This is a genomic window from [Borrelia] finlandensis (assembly GCF_000181875.2).
Lineage (GTDB): Bacteria > Spirochaetota > Spirochaetia > Borreliales > Borreliaceae > Borreliella > Borreliella finlandensis.
The window spans coordinates 96,773-122,766 of record NZ_ABJZ02000005.1 but is presented as its reverse complement, the minus strand read 5'-3'; the positions used below and the strand labels follow the sequence as shown (position 1 = coordinate 122,766).

Here is a 25,994-nt window from a genome sequence, read left to right as displayed (position 1 = left end):
TAGGAATGTCAAAGTTAAAGGAAAAAAGGGAAAAAGTCGTTGTTGGCGTAGAAAGGGCAAGTAAAGAGGAAGCTATTGAGCTTGCAAGAGTTCAAATAGAAAAAGCTTTTGGAAAGGGAAGTCTTATTAAGATGGGAGAATCTCCTGTTGGACAAGGTATAAAAAGTATGTCAAGTGGATCTATCATATTAGATGAGGCTCTTGGCATTGGTGGATATCCTAGGGGACGTATAATAGAAATTTTTGGTCCCGAGTCGTCTGGCAAGACTACTTTAACTCTTCAAGCGATTGCTGAGGTGCAAAAAGAAGGTGGGATAGCTGCTTTTATTGATGCTGAGCATGCTCTTGATCCTGTTTATGCAAAAGCTTTAGGTGTTAATGTTGCAGAACTTTGGCTTAGTCAGCCTGATACCGGAGAGCAAGCCCTTGAGATTGCTGAGCATTTAATCAGAAGTGGTGGTGTTGATTTGATTGTAGTTGATTCTGTAGCGGCTTTAACCCCCAAATTAGAGATAGATGGAGAAATGGGAGATTCTCAGATTGGCCTTCAAGCAAGGCTAATGAGCAAAGCTCTTAGAAAGATTACTGGCATACTTTCTAAATCCAATACTTGCATTATGTTTATTAATCAAATAAGGATGAAGATTGGTGTTATGTTTGGCAATCCCGAGACTACTACTGGTGGGAATGCTTTAAAATTTTATTCATCTCTTAGACTTGAGGTTCGAAAGATCGAACAAGTAACCAGATCGGGCTCAAGCGATGATGTTATTGGCAATAAGATTAGAGTTAAGATTGTGAAGAACAAGGTTGCTCCACCTTTTCGTAAAGTAGAATTGATAATTTATTTTGGGAAAGGTATTTTAAGAGAAGCTGGCATTTTAGATGCTGCTATTAAGCATAATTTAATACAAAAAACAGGCTCATGGTATTCATTAGGAGATAATAAGTTGGGACAAGGGAGAGAGAGTGTTATTGAGCATCTTAGCAAAGAAGTAGAACTTGCAAATGATTTGGATAAGAGGCTTAGAAAAATAATTTTTAATAATTTTAATCAAGAGAATGATAATTTTATTGAATTTAAAGAAGATGAATCTGAGTAATATGGAAAATTTAAATGTCTGAATTGGGTAGTTACTCTATCAGCCTTGATAATTTTACAGGTGGAATAGAGCTTTTTTTTGAATATGTTAGTATGAATAGGTATGTTTTGAGGACTTTGAGTTTAAATCAAATAATTGAAGAATTTATAGCTGTTTCAGGTGACCTTAATATAAGCATTAGGGGATTGATCGATTTTTTTTATCTTGCCAATAATTTGTTTTATTGGAAAACTCAAATTTTATTCCCACTGAAGTTTGAATACAAAGATAAAGCTGAGCGCAAAGTTGTGGAAAGATTGATATGTTATAGCAAGAATAGAGAAAATGAAAAATTACAATTAAACCAAGCGAAAAATTTTAAATTCTATGACTCAAAAATGATTGAAGAGTTTATTTTTGGCGATAGTGGCAATTTTGTTAAAAATATTAATGCTATTGCTAATGATAATAACAAAAACAAAAATTTGAAGAGAAAGTCTTGTACATTGAAGAAAAAAGTTATTAATAAAAATTTTTTGTGTGATAAAAAATTTAAAGCTGTTTACAATAAATATGAATTGAAAATATTTGAGAAAAAGATGAAAATTATTTCTATTTTAAATAAAGAGAGTAGCGTAATTTTTGATTCTCTTTTAGATTTTAATGCCGATAATTATTCTTTTGAGAGATTTTCTTATTTTTTAGTATCTCTTGAGTGTAAAATGCTTAATATTGTAAATTTAGGATATTTGAATAATAAATTAGTATTGTATCGAGGTTGTAAAATTAATGATTGCACTTAAAGCCCCTAGAGTTCACGTTTTTTTAGCTGAAAAGGGAGTGGGGTCAAGAAGATTTTGCGAGGAACTGATAAGAAAGAAACTTGTAAAAGTTAATAACACTATTGCTAAGCTTGGGGATAAAGTAGCTTTAGGCGACAGAATAATTTATAAAAAACAGATTTTTGTTTTTAAAGATTTTCAAATTAATAATAGAATTTATCTAGCTCTTAACAAACCTAGAAATTATTTATGTTCCAATTTTGATATTAATGGAAGAAGGTTGGCAATATCTTTAGTTCAACCTTTATTTAAAGAGCGTGTGTTTTCAATTGGTAGGCTTGATTTTAAAAGCTCTGGACTTCTATTATTCACCAATGATGGTAAATTTGCAAACGATATTATTCATCCAAGGCAAAAAGTTGAAAGAGAATATATTATTGAATCAAAAAAAGATATTGATGAAAATTTGCTTATTTCTTTTAAATCGGGTATAAAGGTAAAAAAAGAATTTTTTAAATTAAAATCTTATGAAATTTTAAATAAAAATTCTGCTAGATTGATTTTAGATGAAGGAAAAAATAGGGAAATAAGAAAAGTGTTTTTGACCAAAAATATTTTTTTAAAAAAAATTCATAGAATTAGAATTGGCAATATTAATTTAGATAGTTTAAAGGAGGGTCAAGTAAAAATTGTTCCTTTGTCTAAGATAAATAGTTTAAAATCCAGGCTGGAGAAATTAAATGATAATAGCAATTGATGGACCTTCAGCATCAGGAAAAAGCTCAATTGCAAGAGAGCTTGGCGTAAGGCTGAACTATAAATTTATCAGCTCTGGGCATCTTTACAGGATAATAACTTTAATTGCTCAAAGATCTCTTATGAATAGTTACGATTTTATTAGTGAGGATAGTCTTTTAAATTTGATTCTTGAGAATGATATAAGTTTTAATAATTCCGCCTTTTTGCTTAATGGAGAGAATGTTGAAAATCAAATTTTAAACGATAAGATTGATTTTCAAGTTTCTTTTTATTCTTCTTATGTTGGAATAAGAAACATTGTGAATAAAAAATTAAGAGAGGTTGTTAAATTTAGCGATGATAATTATATAATAGAAGGTAGAGATATTACTACTGTAGTTTTTCCAGAATCTGAATTTAAAATATATCTTGATGCTTCTGTTAAAGTTCGAGCTTTGAGGCGATATGAGCAAAGAAATGGGAATGAGACCTTAGAAGAATTAGAGCGTACTCTTAAAAGAAGAGATGATGTTGACAAGAAAAAACAATATGGTAAGTTAAAATTATCAAAAGGGGTTTTTTACCTTGATACAAGCTACAAAGGATTAGACGATGTGTGTAATATTATAATAGAAAAGTTTAATTTGAAAAAAGTAAGAGAGAGGTGAGAATGGAAAATCAAAAAGATTTACAAGAAAATTATTTGAAAGTACTTGAAAGAGTAGAACTTGGAAGTCGTGTTTCTGGGACAGTTGTCAACATTATGAAGGATTATGTTCTAGTAGATATTGGTTATAAATCGGAAGGCTTTATTAAGATTGAAGAATTTGAAAATGTTCCCAAAGTTGGTGATAGGCTTGAAGCAATCGTAGTAAGAATAGGTGGAGAATTAGGTCTTATTTTAAGTGTTGAAAAGCTTGATTCTTTAAATTTTCAAGATAAAGTATATGAATATATTCAAAACAAAAAAATAATTAAAGGCAAAGTGTTAGTTGAGCTTTCAAATGGTTATAAAATTCAAATTAATGAAAATGTTTCTGGCTTCATGCCTTTTTATTTAAGCTCTAAATCTAAGGATGAGAAATTAAAAAGAGGGTCTGTTGTTGAATTTTATATTCTTGAAGCAAGCGAAGCAGACGGCTTGAGACTTATTCTTGATAGACGCACCCTAGAAAAAGAAAGAGATCTTGCTAAGAGAATAGAGCTAGTCAGTTCTTACAATGAAGAAGATGTAGTTGATGGTGTGGTTGAGCGTATTACAGAATATGGTGCGATTGTAAAAATTAAAAATTTTGTTACAGGAATTTTGCATAAAAGAAATATTGCCTTTAATCAAGTTGAAAATGTTGAAGATTTTGTTAGAGTTGGTGATAAGCTAAAGTTGAAAATTATTAAGATAAACCCACAAACAGGCAAAATGGAATTATCTCTTAAGGCCTTAAAAGCAAATCCTTGGGATTCCGTGGATGTTAAATATAAAATTGATAGCATTGTAAAAGGGAAAGTTGTAAAAATTTTACCCTTTGGAGCTGTTATTGAGCTTGACAGCGAATTGTCGGGATTTTTGCATATAAGTAATTTTTCTTGGATAAGAGTAATAAAAAGCCCTCAAGAATTAATAAAACTTGGCCAGATTGTAGAAGTTAAGATTTTAGAGATAGATAAAGAAAATCAAAAAATATCGCTAGGTATTAAACAGGTCAATGAGAATCCTTGGGAGAAATTAACTGAGAAATATCCTATTGGGAGAGTTGTTCAAGGAGTTGTTACTAATATTACAAAAACAGGTGCTTTTGTAAATATTGAAGAAGGTATAGATGCTTATGTTAGTAAGTTTGATATTTCTTGGCTTGAAGAGATTGATCCTGAAGAATATTTCAAGATAGGCGATTTAGTGAATGGGAAAGTGCTTGAGGTTGACAAGCGAAAAAGAAATGTTAGATTAGGAATTAAACAGCTATAAGAGAGCCCCTGGGAAGATTTTTCTAAAAGTTATAAAAAGGGTGATGCTATTGAGGTTGAGATTGTAGAGAAAAAATCAAAAGGCTTTCAAGTAAGAGTTTATAATAAAATAATGGGATTTATTAGTAAAATTCAATTGGGAGATACAAAAGAATCTAGTTTAGAAACTTTCGAAAAATTAAACGTTGGAGACAAGCTTAAAGTGGTAATAACAAGTATTGATTCTAAAGACAAATCAGTGCTGCTCTCTTATAGGGAGTATGAAAATCAAAGATCAAGAGAAGAAATTTCTTCTTATTTATTTAAGGGCAATGATGAGGAATCTTACAAGCCATTTGAGAATTTGCTAAAGAGGGATGAATAATGACTAAAAATAATCTTTTAGTTTTCTTTATTGCTATTATTTTTGTGTTTGTGTCTATTATTGTTGTTTTTTATAATTCTTTAGGCAAGGATTATGTAAAGAGTGGTGGAGAAATAGTAGAAAATCTTGAAAAAGATTTAAATGATTATTTAAGAGAAAATGATAGCAAAGAGAGAGAAAAAATATTTCTTAGGATAAGGGAACTTATTTCAAAGGAAAAAGAAATTTCATCTTATTTTATTTCAAGGTTCTATTTAGCCAGAGCTGTTTATTTCCAAAGTCAAGCACAGTATGATGAGGCTATTAAAGATTTAGATGCTGTTATTAAGGTAAAAGGCATTGAAAGTGAAATTGCTTTTCTTAATAAAGCTATAGTTTATGAAAAAATGGGATTAAAAGAAGATGCTTTGTTAGTTTATGAAGATCTTATCAATAGTACTAGTTTGGACTTTTTAAAGGTAAGAGCTCTTTTGAGTAAGGCAATATTGATTGAGGAAAAAGATAAAGAGCTCGCTGTGAAAGTATACGAAGAGATTGTTAAGTTTCCATATGAAAATAATTTATATATAAATATGGCAAATAATAAAATTTTAGAACTTAAGCAAAATTAATCTGTATTTTTGGGGGAGGTTTTATAATTTTTTTTATCTTATATTTTACATTTTGTATGGGGTTTTTTGGATGTGGTCTTGACAATATTTTAATACTTCCTTCACCAGAAAAGGTTGATAATCGAATTTCAAGAGATTCTGTAGCTTTTTTTTTACCAGCGGGTTATTTTTCTAATCAAGCAGCTGGTAAATTAAGAGGTTTTGACATATATTACAAATTTTATCCAGAAGGTGCCAATTATCACATAACTAGTTTCCAGAAAAGCGTAGAGAAAGATTTTGAAGCCTTAAAGGGTGTTTTTGACAATGTTAGTGAATTTAATAATAGAGGGTTTTATAAAATAAATTTGAGTTCTACTGTTTATTCGGGTAAACCTGTTTTTAAATTAAATAAAGAATGGGTAGATAGTAAATTGCCTTTATATTTTGAAATAAATTTTGGGGAATTAAGAAAGGATGTTCCTGGTGAGGCTTTCATTACTGTAAAAAATGGGAATACTTCTTCATCTGTTATTCTTGAGAAGAAAAATATATATAGGTCCCATATTGATAAAGGAGAATATGTAGGTTTTTCAAAATCTATTAAAAAATCCAATTTTTTAGATAAAGAGAAAAGGCCAATTGATCTGAAACATATAAATGAGGATTTTTTTACAAAAGATATTGCCCCCAAGTATAATTTGGCAATTTTTGTTATGGGTGTGGGCAGCATTGTTGATGATGCTTATAGTGTTCTTATTAATCTTGGGGATTTGTCGGGATTTAGTTTATCTAATTAGTTCTTTTTAAGGGGGAACATGATAGTATTTTTTTCTCATTTGATTTTAACAAACATTGTTATTTCTTTTTTGGTAAGCTTTTTTGTTACGTTTTTAAACATATTGAATTTTAAATTTATAGTAGTTTATTTAATAAGCTTTTTAGGTGGAATTATATTTCAGTTTTTTATTCCCTTTTTTTATTCTGATTATTATGAAAGGCAAATAGATTTTGTTCTTTATTTGTTTCCTATTTTGGGGTCGGTTATTTTAATAGGTTTGATTAAATTCTCTGAAAGAAATAAGAACGATTTATAAAAGAATCATTTTTTAAAGAGTTGGATATTAATTTTGCTTTTAATATTTTTTATTAATATAATTTGCTGATAATTTTATTAAAGAGAATGACGTTTATTTTTAATGAGGTGGACTTATTAATTGGATTGTTTTATTATATTCTTATAAAAGAGGGGATAATTTCCGCCGTGTGTTTTCATGGTGAGTAAAAGAGAAGGATAATAGGAGGTTGATTTGGCAATTGTTACGATGAAGAGCCTGTTGGAGGCCGGGGTTCATTTTGGTCATCAAGTAAAAAGGCTTGATCCTAGAATGAAAAGATTTATTTTTTCTGAGAGAAATGAAATACATATTTTAGATCTTCAAAAGACTTTGCAGGGCATTAAAGATTCTTATGAGCTTGTTCAAAAGGTAATAAAAGATGGCAAAAAGGTGCTTTTTGTTGGAACCAAAAAGCAAGCTAGTGAGATCATAGAACAAGAAGCAAGAAGAAGTGATATGCCATATGTAAATAATAGATGGCTTGGGGGCATGCTTTCTAATTTTAATACGATTAGAAAATCTGTTCAAAAATTAAAAAAGCTAGAAAAGATGGAAGTTGATGGAACTTTTGATATGATAAGTAAAAAAGAGATTTCACAACTTAATCGTGAAAAATCAAAATTAGCTAAAAATTTAACAGGCATCAAGGATATGGAAATACTTCCCGGTGCTATTTTTATCATTGATCCTAAGCGAGAGCAGATAGCTATTAATGAGGCTAGAAAATTAAAAATCCCTATTATTTCTGTGGTTGATACGAATTGTAATCCAGATGTTATTGATTGTCCAATTCCTGGTAATGATGATGCGATTCGTTCTGTTGCTTTGTTTACCAAAATAATATCTGATGCTATTTTAGAAAGTGATAAAGAGGTTGGTATTCAAATAATTGAAAATTTGAATGAAGAAGATTTGATGAAAGAAATTGAAATTAAAAATGATAAAAGTGATTCTATTGAAGAAAGGGGAGAGTAATTTATGAGCAGTATTAGTCCTCAAGATGTAAAAAAGCTTCGAGAAGAAACCAATGCTGGTTTTGGAGACTGTAAAAAAGCTTTGTCCGCTGCTGGTGGAGACTTTGAATTGGCTAAAAAAAAACTTAGAGAAATGGGAATTGCATCTGCTGAGAAAAGACTTGACCGAGATGCAAAAGAAGGTAGAGTATTCTCATATTCAAACAATATTCATGCTGGGCTTTTGCTTGTTTCTTGTGAGACAGACTTTGTTGCTTTGAATCACGATTTTGTTAATTTTGGCAATTCCTTGATCAGGGAATTGGTAGAAAGTGGAATAGATTCTTTAACTACTTCTCAAGAGTTAGAGCTTAAAAATTTAGCAGCTACAATAAAAGAAAATATTCAGGTTAAAAAAATTTTTATTACCGAAATTCAATCTAATGAGTTTGTAAAAATTTATTTGCATGGTGAACAATCCAAGATAGGTGTTTTAGTTAAATTAAAAGTAGATGATTTTTCTAAAACCGAAGATAAAATGTTTCAAGATTTTGCTATGGATTTAGCCTTGCATGTGGCTGCGTTTGCTCCTGTTTATTTGAGAAGTGACGATGTTTGTCCAAATTATATTAAAGAGCAAGAAGAGATATTTGCCAAACAATTAGAATCCAGTGGTAAGCCAGAAAGCATAATCAAGAGTATAGTTGCGGGGAAAATTAAAAAACATCTTGCTGAGATTTCTCTTCTTGAGCAAAGTTTTGTAAAGAATGATAAAATTACTGTAAGGGAAATGCTTGAAGAGATTTCAAAGACAGTTTCAAGCAAGATAGAAATAGTTGAGTTTAAATATTTAAGAATAGGGTAGATAATATGCTTTTTGTCAGCAAGGAGGAGTTTATATGGAAGATTATAAGGCTTTTCTAGATGAAAAGATGAGCAAAGTTCTTTTATCACTTGATAATGAATATAAAACGTTAAGAACAGGTAGAATTAGTAGTAATATTTTTGATAGAATTTTTATTCAATACCATGGCCAAAGAACACCTATAACTCAAGTGTCAAGCATTAGAATTCCTGAAGCAAGGCTTGTTGTTATTCAGCCTTGGGATAAAAGCATCTTGAATAAGATAGAACAAGCCATACTTAATTCTGATCTTTCTATGAACCCTTCAGGTGATGGTTCTGTTATTAGAATTAAGGTTCCAGCGTTAACTAGTGAAAGGCGGCAAGACATTGTAAAACATGCTAAAAAAATAGCAGAAGAACATAAAATTTCAACTAGAAATATACGACAGGATTTAAATAATAAGGTTAAAAAGCAAGAAAAAGAATCTGAAATTACAGAGGACAGTTTAAAAAGAATTTTAGATGATATTCAGAAATCTACAGATATGTATATTAAAAAGATAGATTCTATTTTAGAATCTAAAATTCAAGAAATAATGGAAGCTTAAATCCATGAATAAAGGTTCTCTTCCAAGTCATGTTGGAATTATTATGGATGGCAATAGAAGGTGGGCTTTAGGCAAAGGATTGTCTTTTTTAGAAGGTTATAAAGAGGGTCTTAAAAGAGCAAAAGAAATAGTTAAGTATTCTTTAAGGGTAGGTATTAAATATTTATCCTTTTATGTATTTTCTACTGAGAATTGGAGAAGGGATGATTGTGAGATAGAAAATTTAATGTTTTTAATTGCTAATTATTTGAGAGCCGAATTTGATTTTTACGAAAAAAATGGAATAAAAATAATAGTTTCAGGAGATGTTGAGTCTTTAAGCAGGGAAGTAAAAAGTTCTATAAAAGACTCTATTAGCTTTTCTAAAAATTTCAACAACCTTATTTTAAATTTAGCAATCAATTATGGGGGTCGTAATGAAATACTTAGAGCTGTTAAAAAATTTGTTTCAAGTGATTTTGATTTAGAGTCTTTGAATGAGAATATTTTTTCCAGTTTTTTAGACAATCCAGAACTACCTGATCTTGATCTTTTAATACGTACAGGCGGAAATATTAGAATAAGTAATTTTTTTTTATGGAGGATTGCTTATTCTGAATTAATTTTTTCAAATGTTTTATGGCCTGAATATTATGACACTAGATATAGTAAGGATTTGGAATGTTTCCAATTTAGAAGAAGAAATTTTGGGAGATGATTTGTTGAGTAAGGTTAAGAGATTTGCTTTTTTTGCAAGGTTGGGAACATTTCTATTTTTTGTTCCTTTGATTTTATTTTTAATATTTCTAGATTTTAAAAATTATTTATTCCTTAATATTTTAATTTTTATATTTAGTGGCTTTGCGGCAAAAGAAGTTAATGATTTATTAAAATTAAAATTCAAATTTTCAGGACTTTCGAGCATATTATCTTTTTTTTTAGGATTTGCTCCCCCAATTTTAACATATATTCATTTTAATGTTTTTTATTTAGGCATGAATGTAATATATTACTTGTTTATAGCTTTAGTTTTTAGCAATTGGATTGTTGATTTGGTGTTTATTAAAGAGCATGAGATTGGAAACTTTTTGTCTCAAGCAACGTCAATACTTTTTATACTTATATATCCTGGGGTATTAATGTCTTTTACGGTTTCTATTACAACCTTACCCAAGGCACCATTTTTAATGTTAATGCTTTTTGCTATGGTAAGTGGAAACGATACTTTTGCATATCTTTTTGGTTATTTCTTAGGGAAAAACAGTTATCGCCCCACTATTATTAGCCCAAATAAAACATTAATGGGTTTTTTTGGGGGCATTTTGTTTTCTGTGCTTACTGCTATATTTGCGGTAGTTTTTAAATTAATAAATTTAAGCTATGGAGAATCTATTATTTTAGGCATTTTGATTGGAGTTTTTACCATTATTGGCGACTTGTTTGAATCTGGATTAAAGCGAAGTGCTGGAGTAAAAGATTCTGGGAAAATCGTTCCTGGTAGAGGCGGAGCTCTTGATTCGATTGACTCTTTTCTTTTAACAGGCCCGATATTTTATTTATACCTGTCTTAGTGATTTTTGGAGGAAATTATGTATATTCTTTTTAGTGTGTTGGCTCTCAGTTTTATAATATTTATTCATGAGCTAGGGCACTTTTTATTTGCTAAACTTTTTAAAGTTAAGGTTGAAGTTTTTTCTGTGGGTATAGGTCCTAGCATATTAAAGTTTAAAATTAATAATACTGAGTATAGACTTTCCCCAATCCTTCTAGGAGGATATTGTAAGCTTAAGGGATTTGATCACTTAGAAAAAGAGCTTAAGGCAAATAAAGAATTAGAAGCAGATAAAGATTCTTTGTTTGGAATTTCACATTTTAAAAAAATCTTAATATATTTTGCAGGTCCGTTGTTTAATTTGATTTTTTCATTTGTTGTTTTTATTTTTATAAGTATGGCGGGTATTATATATTTTGATTATTCTTCAAGAGTTAGTATTTTAAATAAAGATTCTTTTTTAAAAGATAAATTTAGAGACGGTGATGTTATATTAAAGGTTAATAATAAAAAAATTGAATATTTTTCTGATTTAAAAAAAGTTATTCCTGAGGAAAAATCTACAGTTACGTTTGATGTTTTAAGGGAAAAAGAAAATATTACTGTTAAAGAGACTGTTAGTTTGCAAGATTTTTTAAAAGAAATTGGCCCTTGGGTTGATCTTGTGATAGCAGATGTGGTTTCAAATTCGCCTGCTAAGATTGCGGGAATGAAGCCGGGTGACGAAATAATCAGCATTGATAATGTTCTTTTGAAAAATAAAAGAGATTTAGATTATTTTCTTAAGAATTTAAATTCGGATGTTGTGGAAATTAAGTTTTCTAGAAATGGGGAGATTTTTTCCTCTAAATTAGTATTTCATGATAAAAATAAAATGGTTGGCATATATTTTTCACCACCTTTAAAAAGGGTAGTTAAAGTAGAAAATGTTTTAAGTGCCATTAAAAATTCTTTTTTTAAGGTTGTAAATGCTTTGCAAGACATTTTATATTCTATTTTTTTATTAATGACAAATTTTTTAAATACTTCTAAGAGTGTATCAGGCCCTGTTGGAATTGTGGGCATTCTCTCTTCATCTTATTCTTTAGGGATATTGTATTGGATTAATAGCATTTCTTTCTTGAGCTTAATTCTTGCTGGTATGAATCTATTTTTTATTGTAATACCTATTTTTGATGGGGGACAAATTTTTATCAGCTTTATTGAGCTTTTGCGTGGAAAAAGATTTAAGGCCAAAACCATTTATTCTTTTTATAGCTTTGGTATTTTTTTTGGGCTGTTTCTTTTTGGTTTAGGCCTTTTTAATGATTTGAAAGGTCTTTTAAATATATTTAATTAAAAATTAGAAATGTATTTTAGCATAAGCCAAAAGTGAGATGCTGATGCGATTATTATTAATATATGAAATACATCATGCATTTTCATGTTAATTGTTGGATTGAATTTTTTACTTAATATGTATACTATTCCACCTATTGTATATACAATTCCACCAAAAACTAGCCAAAAAAATCCTTTTCCGCTGAGGGCCTTATAAATGGGCTTAATTTTAAAAATGATAATCCACCCCATGATTATAAATATGGATCCATTAAACCATCCGGGGCTGTTTGTAAATATTATTTTAAAAATTATTCCAATTATAGCCAGGCTCCACACTACGCATAAGATTATTAGTCCTGATTTGTTTGGCACAAGGATTGCACATGCAGGAGTATATGTTCCTGCTATTAGAATAAATATTGAAATATGATCAAATTTTCTAAATATTTTTTTTATTTTACTTCCTTTTGGGAATATGTGGTAAAGAGTGCTCATTACATATAATAGGGTCATTGAAAATCCGTAAATTAAGAATACAACTACATGTAAATCTTTTTTCTTAAGAGTAGATATTGTAACAAGAATTGTTGTTCCAATGATAGACAAAATAATTCCAAAAAGATGCGAGATTGAACTAAAAAGCTCATTTTTTGGTATTTTGCTTGTATTAACATCGCTTAACGAGTAATTTTTAAGTTTATTTTCTCTAAGCACAGCTTTGCCTCCGTTTTATCACTTATTTATAAAAAATATATAATACCTTACTTTAATTGTAAGTTTTTCTCAAGATCAAATTAAATCTTGCTTGATTTATCCAATCTTATTATTTGGCTTGTTTAGCAAGTAAAGTTTTTTTTTGCAAAAAAAGCTTTATAATAAAATAGTGTTTGCTGAAATTAGCATTGGAGAGGCTTAGCATGATTAATTTTATTAAAATAATTAACTTTTCAAGTTTGCAAAAATTTTCTAAAGCACTACGAGTGCCTATTTCTATTTTACCAGTTTCATGTTTATTGATTGGTATTGGATCTGTATTTTCAAATTCTTCTAGTATTGTTTATGTTGATAAAATTTTTATTCAAAATGTTTTAGGCTTAATGAAGGCTATAGGCAATGCTATTCTTCTCAATATGCCGTTAATTTTTTCTATTGGAATTTCTATTGGAGTTGCAAGAATGGGGCAGGGAACAGCGGCTTTGGGGGGCCTTATTGGTTATTTAACATTTAATATTACCGAAAATTATTTTATTGAGGCTTTTTCAGGGCTTGTTGAAGCAGAGACAATGTCTTCTGTTGGGCGTATAAATTTTTTTGGTGTTCAAACTTTAAATACGGGAATTGCAGGTTCTTTAGCGGTAGGCCTTGTAGTTGGTTATTTGCATAACAAATTTTATAATATGAAGCTGCCCAAGCCTTTTATTTTTTTTTCAGAGTGCCATTTTGTGCCTATAGTAATAATTTTACCCTTTTGTGTTGTTTTGGCTATATTTTTTTGTTTAATTTGGTCAAGTTTTGACAAGTTAATTACATCTTTAGGTGTGTTTGTTTTTAAGTTTGAATATTTTGGCAGTTTTCTTTATGGATTTTTAAATAGGCTTTTATTGCCTTTGGGATTGCATTCTATTTTATCTTTTCCTTTTGAGTTTACTTCTTTAGGAGGCGTGGAGATAGTTAATGGCGATACTGTTAGAGGTCTTAAGAATATATTTTATGCTCAGCTATTAGACCCATCACTTGGTAAATTTTCATCAGGTTTTGCCAAAATTAGTAGTGGGTTTTATCTCTCTATTATGTTTGGACTTCCTGGAGCGGCGTTGGGGGTTTACAAGGGCATTGTTCATGAAGATAAAAATAAGGTTGCAGCGCTTCTTTTTTCTGGGGCCTTGACAGCTTTTTTAACAGGAATAACTGAGCCTTTGGAATTTTTATTTATTTTCACAGCGCCTTTGCTTTATTTTGTTCATGCCACTTATTCGGGATTTGCATTGTTGCTTGCTAATTTTTTTGATGTTACGATTGGCAATACCTTTTCTACTGGATTTTTGGATTTTTTTATGTTTGGGATACTTCAAGGAAATTCTAAGACAAATTGGATTAGTGTATTACCTTTGGGGGCAATGTTTTTTGCTCTTTATTATTTTACTTTTAGTTGGCTTTATAGATACTTTGATTTTCAGATATTTGTTACAGACGATCCATTTTTTGAAGGCCAAGAAGGAAAGCTAGAGAGTCTAGGGATTGCGCATCTTTTAATTCAAGGTCTTGGTGGATTTGATAATATTACAAAGCTTGATGTTTGTTCTACAAGATTGCATGTAGATGTTGTTAATACTGAGCTTGTTGATAATGATTTGCTTAAAGAGGCTGGAGTTCTTAAAATAGGGCTTGTTAATGGCAAGGTTCAGCTTTTTTATGGATCTAATGTTTATTATATTAAAAAGGCCATTGATACCTATTCTCCAAAGAGTCTTTTTGAAGCTAGTGTTATGGTTGCAGTTGATAATGTAAAAAAAGGCTTTAAGACTTATATTGAAATGAAGGAAGACAAAAAACTTGAAAAGCAAGGTAAATCAGGGAAAACCTATAAGCTTAGCGAATTAGAAGAAGATTAGGGTTTAAGATTATTTTTCAGTTACATTTTGTATGTTATAAAAAGTTTTTATTGTTGAAAAAAATTAGTCTCTTTTATATACTAACTAAGTAACCTTTGTTGCATATTTTGCAATGCGATAGACCATAAGGAGTTTTAGTAATGATTAAAAGATATGAGGCATGTTTTTTGTTTAAAAGTGAAGAAATTGAATATAAGGGTTCTTTAGAAGAGGTTAAAAAATCTTTAGAGTTTTTTGGTGCAACTGATGTTGTTAGCAATTTTATTGGAGAGAGAGCCTTAGAATATCCTATCAAAAAGCAGGCTAGAGGTCGTTATGAAATAATAGAGTTTAGTATGGAAGGCAATAATTTAAAAGAACTTGAATCAAGGCTTAAGTTAATTAAAAACTTGCTTAGGTATATGATTTTGGTGAAAATAGTTAGAAAGATCAATACTAAAAAAATCAAAAGAAGAAATTTTAGAGAATTTAGAGACAATATTGACAAAGACAGTCTTAAAGGTGCCTCTAAAGTTGAAACACCAACAGGTCCTGAAAGCGCAGATATTCAGGAGAAATAAGAGGGTTTTTAATGGCTGATATTAATTCATTAGTATTGTCTGGTAGGCTTACAAGAGATTCTGAGCTTTCTTATACAGAAAGTGGTATGGCTGTTCTTAGATTTTCTATAGCTAATAATAGAAGAATGAAGAAGAATGATGAATGGATTGATTATCCACAATATTTTGATTGTGTTATTTTTTCAAAAAGAGCCGAAAGTCTCAACGATTATTTGAAAAAGGGCAAACAAGTTGTGGTAAGTGGATCTCTTAAATATGAAAGCTGGCAAGATAGAAATACAGGTGACAAGAGGAGTAAGATAAATATATTTGTAGATAATTTGCAAATGTTTAGTTCAGGTTCTAATACTATTCAAATGCAAGATTCAGATGTTAATAGTTTGACAAATCATAAAAAAGAAGATGTAGTTAAGGATATTGATATTGTTGATGATAAATTTAGCGAAGATATACCTTTTTAATGGAGTTTAAGTTATGTATAAAGATAGAGATACAAATCAAAGAGATTCAAGATTTGAAAATCAGCAGGATGGCTTTAAAAAAAATTCAAATTTCAGATTTTTTAAGAGAAAGTCATGTAAATTTTGTGATTCTGGTAAACATCCTGATTATAAGGATTTTGATTTTCTTAAAAAGTTTATTACCGAGCAAGGTAAAATTTTACCCAAAAGAATTACTGGAACTTCTGCTAAGCATCAAAGGCGCTTGGCATTAGAAATTAAACGGGCAAGATATATGGCTTTGTTGCCTTTTGTAAAAAAATGATTATTTGGGGGTAATTATGAAAGTGATTTTAAAGGAAGATTTTATTAATCTTGGAAAAGAAGGAGATACTGTAGAGGTAAGAGATGGATTTGCAAGAAACTATTTACTACCCAAGGGTTTTGCAGTTTTTTCAAATAAATATAATGTTGAGATTTTTAATCAAAAAAGAAGATCAATATTAAAAAAGCAGGAAGCAAAAAAACAAATGGCCAACGATTTGAAATCCAAGCTTGATCTTGTTAAATTAGAATTTTTTATGAAATCTAATGATTCTGGCAAATTGTTTCATAGTATTAACAGTTTAAATATTGCTGATGAACTTTTAAAACTTGGTTTTGATATAGAGAGAAAAAAAATAGATATACATCATGGAACTTTAAAGACTTTTGGAACTTATGATGTGACAATTAAGCTTTATGAAGGTATTAGCTCTATTATTAAAGTAGAGATAAAAAAAGAAAGAAAGCAAGAGGATAAAAAGTCTTTAAGTAAAAAGTTGAATAAAGCAGATGAACAAGGTGAAAGAGTAGAGGTGTAGTTTGTGGCTTTAGCAGCTTTTTCGAATTCTGCACTTCTTTTTAATGATGGTGCAGAAAAAGCGGTAATTTCTAGTATATTTTATAATTCAGATAAGATAGAGCAAATTGCTTTTCATGTAAGAGCTGATGATTTTTACAATGAAACTCATAGGTTGATTTTCAAAGCAATGGTTTCGCTTTATGAAAAAAGGGAAAATATTGATCCTATTACTGTTTTTGAAGAAGTATCTAAGCATGTTTCAAAAACGCAACTTTTGATTAAAAAAGATTTAATCAATTTGCCTGATTATTTAGATTCACTTTCAGTTTATTTGCCAACAGATAGAACTATAAATGTTTATGCGAAAATTGTAAAAGAACAGAGTGTTCGCAGAAGCATTTTAAATGTTTCTAAGGAGCTTAATGACTATATAAATGATTCTACAAAATCTATTAATGAGATTGTTGAAGAATCTCAACAAAAAATTCTTTCAATTGAGTTAGATTATTCTAGTAAGAACCTCTATCATGCTAAAGTTATTGCAGAACGTGTTCATAATGAGATATATGAGCGTAGCATGAAGAAAAAAGAAGCAAACTTTGGCATTCCAAGTGGCTTTAGAAAGGTCGACTCTCTTATTGGGGGATTTAGAAATAGTGATTTTATTATAGTTGGTGCTCGTCCCAGCATCGGTAAAACGGCATTTGCTTTAAATATTGCTTCTTCTATAGCATTAAGAAAAGAAGAAAAGAAAAAAGTAGGATTTTTTTCCCTTGAAATGACAGCAGATGCTTTAATAAAAAGAATAATATCTTCTCAATCTTGTATTGATAGCTTTAAAGTTCAAAATAGCATTTTATCTGGACAGGAGATAAAATCATTAAATGATATTATAAATGAAATTAGTGATTCTGAGCTTTATATTGAAGATACTCCCAATATTAGTTTGCTAACTTTGGCAACTCAAGCTAGAAAACTTAAGCGATTTTATGGTATAGATATAATATTTGTTGATTATATCAGTCTGATTTCTTTTGAAACAAAAAATCTTCCAAGGCATGAACAAGTTGCTTCGATTAGTAAATCTCTCAAAGAACTTGCTAGAGAACTTGAGATTCCTATTGTTGCATTGTCTCAGCTTACAAGAGATACAGAAGGGCGCGAGCCTAATCTTGCTAGTCTAAGGGAATCAGGAGCATTAGAGCAAGATGCTGATATTGTAATTTTGCTTCATAGGGATAAGGATTTTAAATTTGAGTCTTCTGCTGAGATAGAACCAATAGAAACCAAGGTTATTGTAGCAAAACATAGAAATGGCCCTACAGGTAGGGCAGATATATTATTTTTGCCACACATTACTAAGTTTGTTAACAAAGACCACCAGTATTAGTTGTTATTTAACGACTATTCCAATTCCTAAATAATTAAAGTTAATAGAATGTTTTTCTAATTTTTTTTCATCTAAGTTATAAGCTATAGGAATATAGCTAACTTTTGAATATATTTTGAAAATATACTCAGTGTTTCGGTATTTTAGCATTTTGAACAAAAATCCTAATTCATTTTCAATTCCGACTTGAAGAATGTTTTTTATTCTTATTGGTCTTGAGATGCTTTTAATATCTTTGTTATTTTGATTATAGGCAAAAAATAATCCCGAAATTAGGTAAGGATTGAATGTTTTTTGTGGTAAAAATTCATACATGATGCCTGATGATAATTGATTTGTAAAGCTATTAGTTTCATTATAATTAGTGTAATAATTTGTTGATATTGAAAAGTAATGGTTGATGTTTTCATTTATTTTATAAAATAATGAATTTCTTATTTTTAATGGGATCATAATATCAAATCCAAAGTAAAAATTATTACTTACAACATTAAATTCATTATTTGATTCTGATATTTTTTTGTATTCTTCAGGTGTAATGATTATTCCAAATCCCCCAATGCTTAAGAAATTTTCTTTGGTTGAAAAATTTTTAATGTTTAAATTATTGGTTATGAAAAAATTTTTAGAGTAAAATTGATAATTTATTCCAATTCCTGTTTCTGCTTCTTGTGTTTTTGAATATGTTTTGAGGCTTTTGATTTGATTTTGAATTTGGGAATAAAGTTTTATATCAAATCCAATATTTTCATTTTTTAAGGTAATTCCAATACTGTTTTTAATAAAATAATCTGCAAAATAAGATAGATCCATATAATTTTCTAAATTTAAAAAATTCATGTAAGAGTAATTTAGAGCAAAGCTTAAAAATCCTCTATAATTGTAGCTGTCGTAGCTTTTTATACTTGGAATTGGACGGTGTTGATTTAAAATGAGGTGAATTATGCTTTGCATTAAATGCCCTCCCCAGTCTCCAAATAATAAGTTTTTAACTCCAATTCCCAAGTCTATTTCTCCAAAATTTTTTCCATTAATTAGCAACAAGATTGGAAAATAGTACATGAAGCCTATTTCAATTAAGTCTGTTCTACTAATTAAAGATTTCGGAGAGTCTTTATAACCCCTATAGGTTAACATGTGTGCTTCTAAATTTATTATAAAATTGTATTTTGAAACATAGGTAAAAATAAGAGAACCACTTCTCAAGTCATCAAAAAAATCGCTTAATGAAAATCCGAATCCATCATTTAGTATTTCAAAATAATATTTGTCAATACCTTCATTTTTATATTGGATTGCATAATTATAAGAATAAACTTTTAAATTAGAAATTATAAATATTATTAAAAATATTTTTTTAAACCGCATTTTAAAATTATAACATTTTAGCTTGTTTATTAAATAATTCAGGTTAAATAGTTTATTTTTATTAAATAAACTTAGTTTTTATATGATCTATTGTATTGTATAATTCAATAAGTTTATTAAGACTTTAGGAGTAATTGTGATAAAAAAGGTAGCTATTATTGATGGACTTAGAACACCTAATTTTAAGTTTGGAGGTTCTTTTAGGGGTTTAAATATTATTGATGAATCTTCAAAAGTTGTTAAAGCTTTGCTTGAAAGAAATAAGTTATACAAAGTGGATGAGGTTATTATTGGGAATGTAATATCTGCGGGACTTGGTCAAAATATTGCAAGACAAATTGCTTTAAAGTCTGACTTAGGCGATACTGTGCCTGCATTTAGCGTTAATAAAGTTTGTGGTTCTGGGCTTAAGGCCTTGGAGCTTGCATTTAATTCTATTGCTCTTGGAGACAATGATATTGTTTTAGCTGGAGGAGTTGAAGATTTAACCAATTCTCCTTATTTATTGCCTAAAAAGATTAGATTTGACGGTCTTAAATTTGGTAATTTTGGAATTGAAGATTCAATCCAAAAAGACGCCCTAGTAGATTCTCTGAATTTTATTTCCATGGGGCTTACAGCTGAAAATCTTTCAAAAAAATATAGAATAACAAGAGAAATGCAAGATGAATTTGCATATAATTCTCATGTAAAGGCATTAAAGGCAAGAGAGCTTGGATATTTTGAGGATGAAATTTATCCCCTGACTGTTTTTGATAAGAAGACCAACTCTAGCATGACTATCTCAAGTGATGAGGAAATAAGAGAAAATTTAACTTTAAATAAGCTAGCATCTCTTAATCCTGTTTTTAAAGAATCAGGCACAGTAACTGCCGGAAATTCTTCAAGTTTAAATGATGGTGCTTGTTTTTTAATTTTAGCAAGTGAGCAAAGAGTAAAAAGTTTAGGGGTAAGTCCATTAGCTTATATTGGGGGATTTAAAAGCGTGGGGCTTGATCCACTTTATATGGGTTTTGGAGCTTATATGGCTATTGAAGGTATTATTAGTAAATTAAGTTTAAATCCTAGCGAAATAGATTTGATTGAGGTAAATGAGGCATTTGCAGCTCAAGCATTAAGCATTGAAAAGGCCTTGTTTAAAAAATACAATATAACTAGTGATATTATTAATGTAAATGGTGGTGCTATTGCTTTGGGGCATCCGTTTGCCGTTAGCGGTTCAAGAATTTTATTAACACTTTCTCGTTCTATGAAAATGAAGAATAAAACAAAAGGAATAGTATCTGTTTGTATTGGTGGCGGACAAGGAATTTCTAGTTTTTTGTATAGATGAAAATGTTTTATTAACTAGATTTAAATGTAAAATTTTGTTAAATTAGTGGGTAAGTGATTCTTTAATAAGAGGTTATGTTATGAAGAGTTTTTTATTTTGGGTAATATTGGGAACTGTAGGGATTAGCTCTTTTGCTCAAAATACTCCTGTTGCTATTATTAATTTATATAAGAATGAAATTATTACTAAAACCGGTTTTGATTCTAAGGTTGATATATTTAAAAAGACCCAAGGTAGAGACTTAACTGATGCTGAGAAAAAGCAAGTTCTGCAAGTTTTAATAGCAGATGTTCTTTTTAGTCAAGAGGCTTCAAAACAAGGAATTAAAATTTCAGATGATGAGGTTATGCAAACAATTAGAACTCAATTTGGACTTGTGAATTTTACTGATGAACAAATCAAGCAGATGATAGAAAAACAAGGTACAAATTGGGGCGAGCTTTTGTCTTCAATGAAAAGATCTCTGTCTTCTCAAAAGCTTGTTTTAAAGCAAGCTCAGCCCAAGTTTTCTGAAATTAAAACTCCTAGTGAGAAAGAAATTATTGAGTATTATGAGGCTAATAAAACTAAATTTGTAAATCCTGATATTTCAAGGGTTAGTCATATATTTTTTTCTACTAAAGATAAAAAAAGATCAGATGTTTTAGATCAAGCAAAAAATATTTTAAGCCAAATAAGATCAAAAAAAATTACTTTTGAAGAAGCTGTAAGAAAATATTCAAATGACGAATCTTCTAAGGCTAAAAATGGTGATCTTGGGTTTTTATCAAGAGGCGATCAAAATGCTCAAAATCTTCTTGGAGCCGATTTTGTGAAAGAGGTTTTTAATTTTAATAAGGGTGATATATCTTCGCCTATTGCTTCAAAGGAAGGGTTTCATATTGTTAAAGTTACAGAAAAATATGCTCAGAGATTTTTGGGTTTGAATGATAAAGTGTCTCCTACTGCAGATTTGATTGTCAAAGATGCAATAAGAAATAATATGATTAATGTTCAGCAACAGCAAATTGTTGTTCAAGTGCAGCAAGATATGTATGGTAAGCTTAACAAGTCTGCAAATATACAAATCTTGGATTCTAGTCTAAAATAAAACATATTTTTATTTATATAATTTTATTATGGATTTAATGCATGAAGTTAGAGTTTTAGCTTTTCAAAAGATTTATAGCATTGATATTAATCAAAGCGCAATGGACGATATTTTTGATATTTTTAATATTGAAGATAAAGGATTAGACATAGAAAATGAATCTATTAAGTCGTTTTATTCTTCTTTAGTAATTGGCACTTTTAATAATTTAGAGCATATTGATAGCCTCATTAGGGATATTTCTTTGAATTGGTCTTTAGAACGCATGGATAAGGTTGATCTTGCAATACTTAGGATGGGCGTCTATTCTTTGAAGTTCCAAAATTTTGAAAATTCAAAACGTGCTGTAATTGATGAGGCAATTTTGATTGCCAAGAAATATGGCAGTAAAAACTCTTACAAGTTTATAAATGGTATACTTGATGCTTTGCTTAAAAATATGGAGAGTTGTATTGAAAAAAAATAAAACTTTAGTGTTCATTTCATTATTCTTATTATCAGTTTTTTTAGGTGGCTTTTATTTCTATTTCGATCCAAATATTTTATATCTTCTAAAAGGTGAGAAAGATTTTAGCAAACTTATTATGGGAATTGATTTTTATATTGATAAAAAAAAATTTGCTGATGCTAAAAAAGCAATGCTATTTTCATCATATTATGCTAATACTGAATTTAAATGGCTAGCCCTTGCTAAAAGAGCTAAACTTTGGGCTTTAAATACAGGTGATTATCATCTCATGGGGGAGATAGTAAATCTTGGTGTTAAAGTTTTGCCGGGGAATTTGAAATTAAGAGCTTTGGAAGTTTATTCTAAGCTTAAAATTGGGCTTTTAAAAGATGCTTATAGAATTGCAAATGAATATCTTTTAAATAGCGAAGAGTATCAAGGTCTTTATGATGAAGTTTTTATTAAAAATTTAAGTTCAGATAATGGGATTTTAGATTTTAACAAATTTATTGATAAAATCTATAAAGAAAAGGATGCTCGTATTTTTGAAGAGATAGGTTTAAATCTTAAAAATAATGCATTTTTAATAAATGCAATGCTTTTGTATATAGAGAAAAAAAACATAGATTCTGCTAAGCGTATACTTTTTAAAATCAAAGAAGACAAAAGTTTTTTAAAAGAACTTGCATATATTTCATATAATCTTAATGATTTAGATTATACAATTTCCAATCTTAAGTCCATTAAAAATGAAGAAGATCCCACTTTACTTTTTTTGCTTGCCGATGCTTATTTTAAAAAAGGAGATATTAAGAATGCTAAGAATGAATATTTAAAGCTTTATACAAGATTTCCTGATTACAATGTTCTTGTTTATTTAAATCTTGCACTCATAGCTAATAGTGAGAATGATTATAAAATAGCAATTTCTTATTTAAATAAGGCTAATGAGGTGTTTAAAGATAATAAGATAATAAATTATTATTTAGCAAACATATACTTTGGAATTAAAAATTATTTTAAAGCTAATGAAATTACGGCTAATTATAAGGAAGATCCGTTATTTTTTAAACTTTATTTTGCATTAAATTATGCAAATTCTAAGTATGAGGCAAAAAAATCTTATTTGTGGCGATTATTTTATAAGACTGAGTATAATTCTAGTATTGCTCAATTTTTGGCTTGGAATTTGCTACTTTATTCAGATTTAAAGGACTTGGATTTATTTTTTAGAATTTATAATTTTTCTGAAAATAAACAAGATTGGTATGATTTTTATAAATTTTATTATTATTTCCTTAAAAGAGATTTTATTAGTTCAAAAAAGATAATTTTTGACAATAAATCTCAAAAATATATGTTTGGAATTTATTATAATCTTGGAGTTTTGAGCTTTTCTGAAAAAGACTATAAAGAAGCGGAAAGATATTTTAATAAAGGAATATCTTTATTGCCTAGTAGTTTTTACGATAAAGATTCTACTACCCCCTATGGGCGTGAGCTTGTATCAAAAATCTACTTAAAACAAGGAATTAATTATCTTTATTTAGGAAAAATGGAAAAAGGCAAAGAGTCTATTTTGGCTTCTTATTCTTTTTACGAAACCGATGAAGGAAGGCTTTATAAAAATATGATAGATACACTTAGAGAAAGGAAGTTGAATTTTGACTAAACTAAGATTGAAATCCAAAGATGAGATTAAAAAAATAAAAGCTTCAGCAAGTTTGTTAGCGCTTACTTTGTTAGAAGTCGAGAGAAATATTGTTCCTGGTATTAGCACCAAGGAGCTTGATTTGATAGCCTATGATTTTATTATTAAAAATAGAGCTAAGCCTGCTTTTAAGGGATATCGTGGATTTAAGGGCACTATTTGTGCATCTGTTAATGAAGAGGTTATTCACGGCATTCCCGGAAAAAGAAAATTAGCGGATGGGGATATTGTTAGTATTGATTGTGGGGTTATTCTTGATGGGTTTTATAGCGATATGGCAAAAACTTTTAAAGTTGGAAATGTGGATTCTAGTATCGATAAACTTTTAGAAGTTACAAATGCCTCTCTTTACAAGGGTATTTCTGAGATGAAAGTTGGAAATAGAATTTTAAATATATCAAAGGCAATAGAAGATTATATAAAGCCGTTTGGTTTTGGAATAGTTAGAGAATATACAGGTCATGGTGTTGGATTTGAACTTCACGAAGAACCAAGTGTTCCAAATTATTATGCTCCTTTTTTTAAAAATATTAGAATTCAAGAGGGTATGGTTTTGGCTATTGAGCCTATGGTAAACTTAAAGGGGCACAAGGTTTCAATAAAAAGTGATGGTTGGACTGTTTTTGCATCTGATCTTAGTTATTCTGCACATTTTGAACATACTGTTGCTGTTGTTGATGGATTGCCTTTAATTTTAAGTGAAGTTTAAATTTTAAATTAATCAAATATTTAAATATTATTTATAAAATTGAGTAATTATGTGGAGGTTATAAAAGTGGAAAAAAAGTTTTTTTCTGGATTTCTTCTTAGTTTTTTGGCTTTGAGTATTGGATTTTTTATTGGAATGCATTATTTAGATTCTAATAGAAGCAACATTGTTTTTGCAGAAGAAAAGGACAATACCGTACGAGCCTTACAAGATTCTTTTAGAGAGGTTTCCAAGAAAATTTTACCATCATCTGTGGAAGTTCATGCAACAGGGGTAATCAAGCAGAGTTTTCCTATTCCATTTTTCTTTTTTGATATGCCAGAATTTGATTCTGAGAGAAAAAGCAATTGGGCGGGGTCTGGAGTAATAATTGGTAGAGATTCTCAAAAAAAATCATTATTTTATGTAGTTACGAATAGTCATGTGGTAGATAAAGCAACTGAACTTGAAGTTGTATCTTATGATAAAAAAAAGCACAAGGCTAAGTTAATTGGCAAAGATGAAAAAAAAGATATTGCCCTTATTAGCTTTGAAAGCGATGACGCAACTATTAAAGTAGCTGATCTTGGAGATAGTGATAAGCTTGAAATAGGTGATTGGGTTATGGCAGTGGGCAGCCCTTTTCAATTTAGTTTTACAGTTACAGCAGGTATTGTGAGTGGATTGCAACGTTCTGCAAATCCTAATTTGCAATCAAGGAATTTGTTTATTCAAACCGATGCTGCAATCAACAGGGGTAATTCAGGTGGTCCTCTTGTAAATATAAAGGGCGAGGTTATTGGAATTAATGCTTGGATAGCTTCAAATTCTGGTGGAAATATTGGGCTAGGTTTTGCAATTCCTGTTAACAATATTAAAAGCACTGTAGATTTTTTCCTTAAAGGTAAAAAAATTGAATCGGCGTGGCTTGGAATTTCTTTTTATCCGCTAAAGACAAGAGATTCTGAGGTGCTAAAAAGCTTGGGGGTTGAAAGTAATGATGTTTCAGCTGCAATTATTGCTTCTCTTTATCCAGGTTCACCCGCTGTTAAGTCAGGGCTTAGAGCAGGGGATATTATTATGAAGGTTAATGGGGTTTCCATGAGCGTTTTTCAAGATGTTACATCATATATTAGTGATTTTTATGCTGGTGAGAAAGTAAATGTAGAAATCTTAAGAGGTAATGTCAAAAAAAATATTGAGATTGTTCTTGCTGTTAGACCTAAGGATAAAGAGCTTTCTTCTTCAAAGATGCTTCCAGGTTTTGTTGTGTATCCATTGGTTGAGGACATTAAAGCTCAGCTTAATTTAAGAAATTGGATTAAAGGTGTTGTTGTTGATTATATTGATAAAAATTTAGCATCAAATATTAAAATGAAATCAGGAGATGTAATTCTTTCTGTAAATTCAAAAAGTGTTTCTAATTTAAGAGAATTTTATGATGCTCTTGAGGTTGGAAAAAATACTTATAAAATTTTAAGAGGAAACGATTCTTTTAAAATTACATTTTAGTAAATTTTAGTTTTGGGTTAAGAGTTGATCTTAGCCCTTTTTTACATATAGTTGCAAAGCTTTTAGATTGTAATGATTTTATTTTATGCAAATATTTGTGT

General features: G+C 29.5%; 27 protein-coding genes and 1 pseudogene. 26 read left to right on the top strand and 2 right to left on the bottom strand.

Annotation, left to right across the window (positions count from 1 at the left end):
- Window positions 1-5: 5 nt before the first annotated feature.
- The 14 genes and pseudogenes from recA (at window position 6) to rseP (ending at window position 11,913) form a co-directional block, all read left to right on the top strand.
- On the top strand, window positions 6-1,103 hold the full coding sequence (gene recA, locus BSV1_RS01825) for a recombinase RecA (protein ID WP_008882393.1): 1,098 nt from the start codon (window positions 6-8) through the stop codon (window positions 1,101-1,103).
- A gap of 14 nt (window positions 1,104-1,117) precedes the next feature.
- Complete coding sequence (locus tag BSV1_RS01820; protein WP_008882435.1) at window positions 1,118-1,885, top strand: hypothetical protein; 768 nt, start codon at window positions 1,118-1,120, stop codon at window positions 1,883-1,885.
- The gene (locus BSV1_RS01815; protein WP_008882758.1) at window positions 1,872-2,621 is read left to right on the top strand and encodes a pseudouridine synthase; all 750 of its coding nucleotides are present in this window, start codon (window positions 1,872-1,874) and stop codon (window positions 2,619-2,621) included. The genes BSV1_RS01820 and BSV1_RS01815 overlap by 14 nt, the downstream gene beginning before the upstream one ends.
- A complete protein-coding gene (gene cmk, locus BSV1_RS01810; protein ID WP_008882796.1) occupies window positions 2,605-3,270 on the top strand; it encodes a (d)CMP kinase in 666 nt (221 codons plus the stop codon). Before BSV1_RS01815 ends, cmk begins: the two co-directional genes overlap by 17 nt.
- A gap of 2 nt (window positions 3,271-3,272) precedes the next feature.
- Window positions 3,273-4,928, top strand: a pseudogene (locus BSV1_RS01805) (30S ribosomal protein S1).
- Window positions 4,928-5,539 carry a hypothetical protein gene (locus BSV1_RS01800; protein WP_008882496.1) on the top strand — a complete coding sequence of 204 codons (612 nt, stop codon included), beginning with the start codon at window positions 4,928-4,930 and terminating at the stop codon, window positions 5,537-5,539. Before BSV1_RS01805 ends, BSV1_RS01800 begins: the two are co-directional and overlap by 1 nt.
- Window positions 5,540-5,595: 56 nt before the next feature.
- A complete protein-coding gene (locus BSV1_RS01795) occupies window positions 5,596-6,318 on the top strand; it encodes a hypothetical protein (RefSeq protein ID WP_008882455.1) in 723 nt (240 codons plus the stop codon).
- Between the two features lie 18 nt (window positions 6,319-6,336).
- Complete coding sequence (locus BSV1_RS01790) at window positions 6,337-6,615, top strand: hypothetical protein (protein ID WP_002556726.1); 279 nt, start codon at window positions 6,337-6,339, stop codon at window positions 6,613-6,615.
- Window positions 6,616-6,828: 213 nt separating this feature from the next.
- Entirely contained in the window at window positions 6,829-7,611 is a 783-nt protein-coding gene (gene rpsB / locus BSV1_RS01785; RefSeq protein WP_008882320.1) for a 30S ribosomal protein S2, read from the top strand.
- A gap of 3 nt (window positions 7,612-7,614) precedes the next feature.
- Entirely contained in the window at window positions 7,615-8,454 is an 840-nt protein-coding gene (gene tsf, locus BSV1_RS01780) for a translation elongation factor Ts (RefSeq protein WP_008882400.1), read from the top strand.
- Window positions 8,455-8,488: 34 nt separating this feature from the next.
- Entirely contained in the window at window positions 8,489-9,043 is a 555-nt protein-coding gene (frr, locus tag BSV1_RS01775; RefSeq protein ID WP_008882588.1) for a ribosome recycling factor, read from the top strand.
- Window positions 9,044-9,047: 4 nt separating this feature from the next.
- Window positions 9,048-9,740, top strand: a complete 693-nt coding sequence (uppS, locus tag BSV1_RS01770) for a polyprenyl diphosphate synthase (protein ID WP_008882643.1) — start codon at window positions 9,048-9,050, stop codon at window positions 9,738-9,740.
- A 1-nt stretch (window position 9,741) separates the two neighbouring features.
- Window positions 9,742-10,593, top strand: coding sequence for a phosphatidate cytidylyltransferase (locus tag BSV1_RS01765; RefSeq protein WP_008882712.1), 852 nt, complete (start codon window positions 9,742-9,744; stop codon window positions 10,591-10,593).
- 18 nt (window positions 10,594-10,611) lie between these two features.
- A complete protein-coding gene (gene rseP, locus BSV1_RS01760; RefSeq protein ID WP_008882792.1) occupies window positions 10,612-11,913 on the top strand; it encodes an RIP metalloprotease RseP in 1,302 nt (433 codons plus the stop codon).
- Here rseP and trhA read toward each other — a convergent pair.
- The gene (gene trhA / locus BSV1_RS01755; protein ID WP_008882788.1) at window positions 11,910-12,611 is read right to left on the bottom strand and encodes a PAQR family membrane homeostasis protein TrhA; all 702 of its coding nucleotides are present in this window, start codon (window positions 12,609-12,611) and stop codon (window positions 11,910-11,912) included. The two genes, rseP and trhA, sit on opposite strands and share 4 nt — an antisense overlap.
- Before the next feature lie 203 nt (window positions 12,612-12,814).
- Between trhA and BSV1_RS01750 the strand changes: the two genes are divergently transcribed.
- The 6 genes from BSV1_RS01750 (at window position 12,815) to dnaB (ending at window position 17,743) form a co-directional block, all read left to right on the top strand.
- Window positions 12,815-14,509, top strand: a complete 1,695-nt coding sequence (locus tag BSV1_RS01750; protein ID WP_008882390.1) for a PTS transporter subunit EIIC — start codon at window positions 12,815-12,817, stop codon at window positions 14,507-14,509.
- A 140-nt stretch (window positions 14,510-14,649) separates the two neighbouring features.
- Window positions 14,650-15,069: a 30S ribosomal protein S6 gene (gene rpsF, locus BSV1_RS01745; RefSeq protein WP_008882471.1), complete on the top strand. Its 420-nt coding sequence runs from the start codon at window positions 14,650-14,652 to the stop codon at window positions 15,067-15,069.
- An 11-nt stretch (window positions 15,070-15,080) separates the two neighbouring features.
- Complete coding sequence (locus tag BSV1_RS01740; RefSeq protein ID WP_008882656.1) at window positions 15,081-15,530, top strand: single-stranded DNA-binding protein; 450 nt, start codon at window positions 15,081-15,083, stop codon at window positions 15,528-15,530.
- Between the two features lie 13 nt (window positions 15,531-15,543).
- Window positions 15,544-15,834 carry a 30S ribosomal protein S18 gene (gene rpsR, locus BSV1_RS01735; protein ID WP_002556715.1) on the top strand — a complete coding sequence of 97 codons (291 nt, stop codon included), beginning with the start codon at window positions 15,544-15,546 and terminating at the stop codon, window positions 15,832-15,834.
- Between the two features lie 16 nt (window positions 15,835-15,850).
- On the top strand, window positions 15,851-16,372 hold the full coding sequence (gene rplI / locus BSV1_RS01730) for a 50S ribosomal protein L9 (protein ID WP_008882747.1): 522 nt from the start codon (window positions 15,851-15,853) through the stop codon (window positions 16,370-16,372).
- 3 nt (window positions 16,373-16,375) lie between these two features.
- Complete coding sequence (gene dnaB, locus BSV1_RS01725) at window positions 16,376-17,743, top strand: replicative DNA helicase (protein WP_008882543.1); 1,368 nt, start codon at window positions 16,376-16,378, stop codon at window positions 17,741-17,743.
- Window positions 17,744-17,746: 3 nt separating this feature from the next.
- Here dnaB and BSV1_RS01720 read toward each other — a convergent pair whose 3' ends face one another.
- Window positions 17,747-19,111: a hypothetical protein gene (locus tag BSV1_RS01720; protein ID WP_008882336.1), complete on the bottom strand. Its 1,365-nt coding sequence runs from the start codon at window positions 19,109-19,111 to the stop codon at window positions 17,747-17,749.
- Between the two features lie 136 nt (window positions 19,112-19,247).
- Here BSV1_RS01720 and BSV1_RS01715 point away from each other — a divergent pair, with 136 nt between their 5' ends.
- From BSV1_RS01715 to htrA, 6 genes are all read left to right on the top strand, one after another.
- The gene (locus BSV1_RS01715) at window positions 19,248-20,444 is read left to right on the top strand and encodes an acetyl-CoA C-acyltransferase (RefSeq protein WP_008882651.1); all 1,197 of its coding nucleotides are present in this window, start codon (window positions 19,248-19,250) and stop codon (window positions 20,442-20,444) included.
- Window positions 20,445-20,523: 79 nt separating this feature from the next.
- Entirely contained in the window at window positions 20,524-21,534 is a 1,011-nt protein-coding gene (locus tag BSV1_RS01710) for a peptidylprolyl isomerase (RefSeq protein ID WP_008882452.1), read from the top strand.
- Window positions 21,535-21,571: 37 nt separating this feature from the next.
- Complete coding sequence (nusB, locus tag BSV1_RS01705; protein ID WP_039949481.1) at window positions 21,572-22,000, top strand: transcription antitermination factor NusB; 429 nt, start codon at window positions 21,572-21,574, stop codon at window positions 21,998-22,000.
- Window positions 21,987-23,654, top strand: coding sequence for a tetratricopeptide repeat protein (locus tag BSV1_RS01700; protein WP_039949478.1), 1,668 nt, complete (start codon window positions 21,987-21,989; stop codon window positions 23,652-23,654). The genes nusB and BSV1_RS01700 overlap by 14 nt, the downstream gene beginning before the upstream one ends.
- Window positions 23,647-24,402 carry a type I methionyl aminopeptidase gene (gene map, locus BSV1_RS01695; protein WP_008882715.1) on the top strand — a complete coding sequence of 252 codons (756 nt, stop codon included), beginning with the start codon at window positions 23,647-23,649 and terminating at the stop codon, window positions 24,400-24,402. The genes BSV1_RS01700 and map overlap by 8 nt, the downstream gene beginning before the upstream one ends.
- Window positions 24,403-24,468: 66 nt before the next feature.
- Entirely contained in the window at window positions 24,469-25,893 is a 1,425-nt protein-coding gene (gene htrA, locus BSV1_RS01690) for a DegQ family serine endoprotease HtrA (RefSeq protein WP_002663698.1), read from the top strand.
- The last annotated feature ends 101 nt before the right edge of the window (window positions 25,894-25,994 follow it).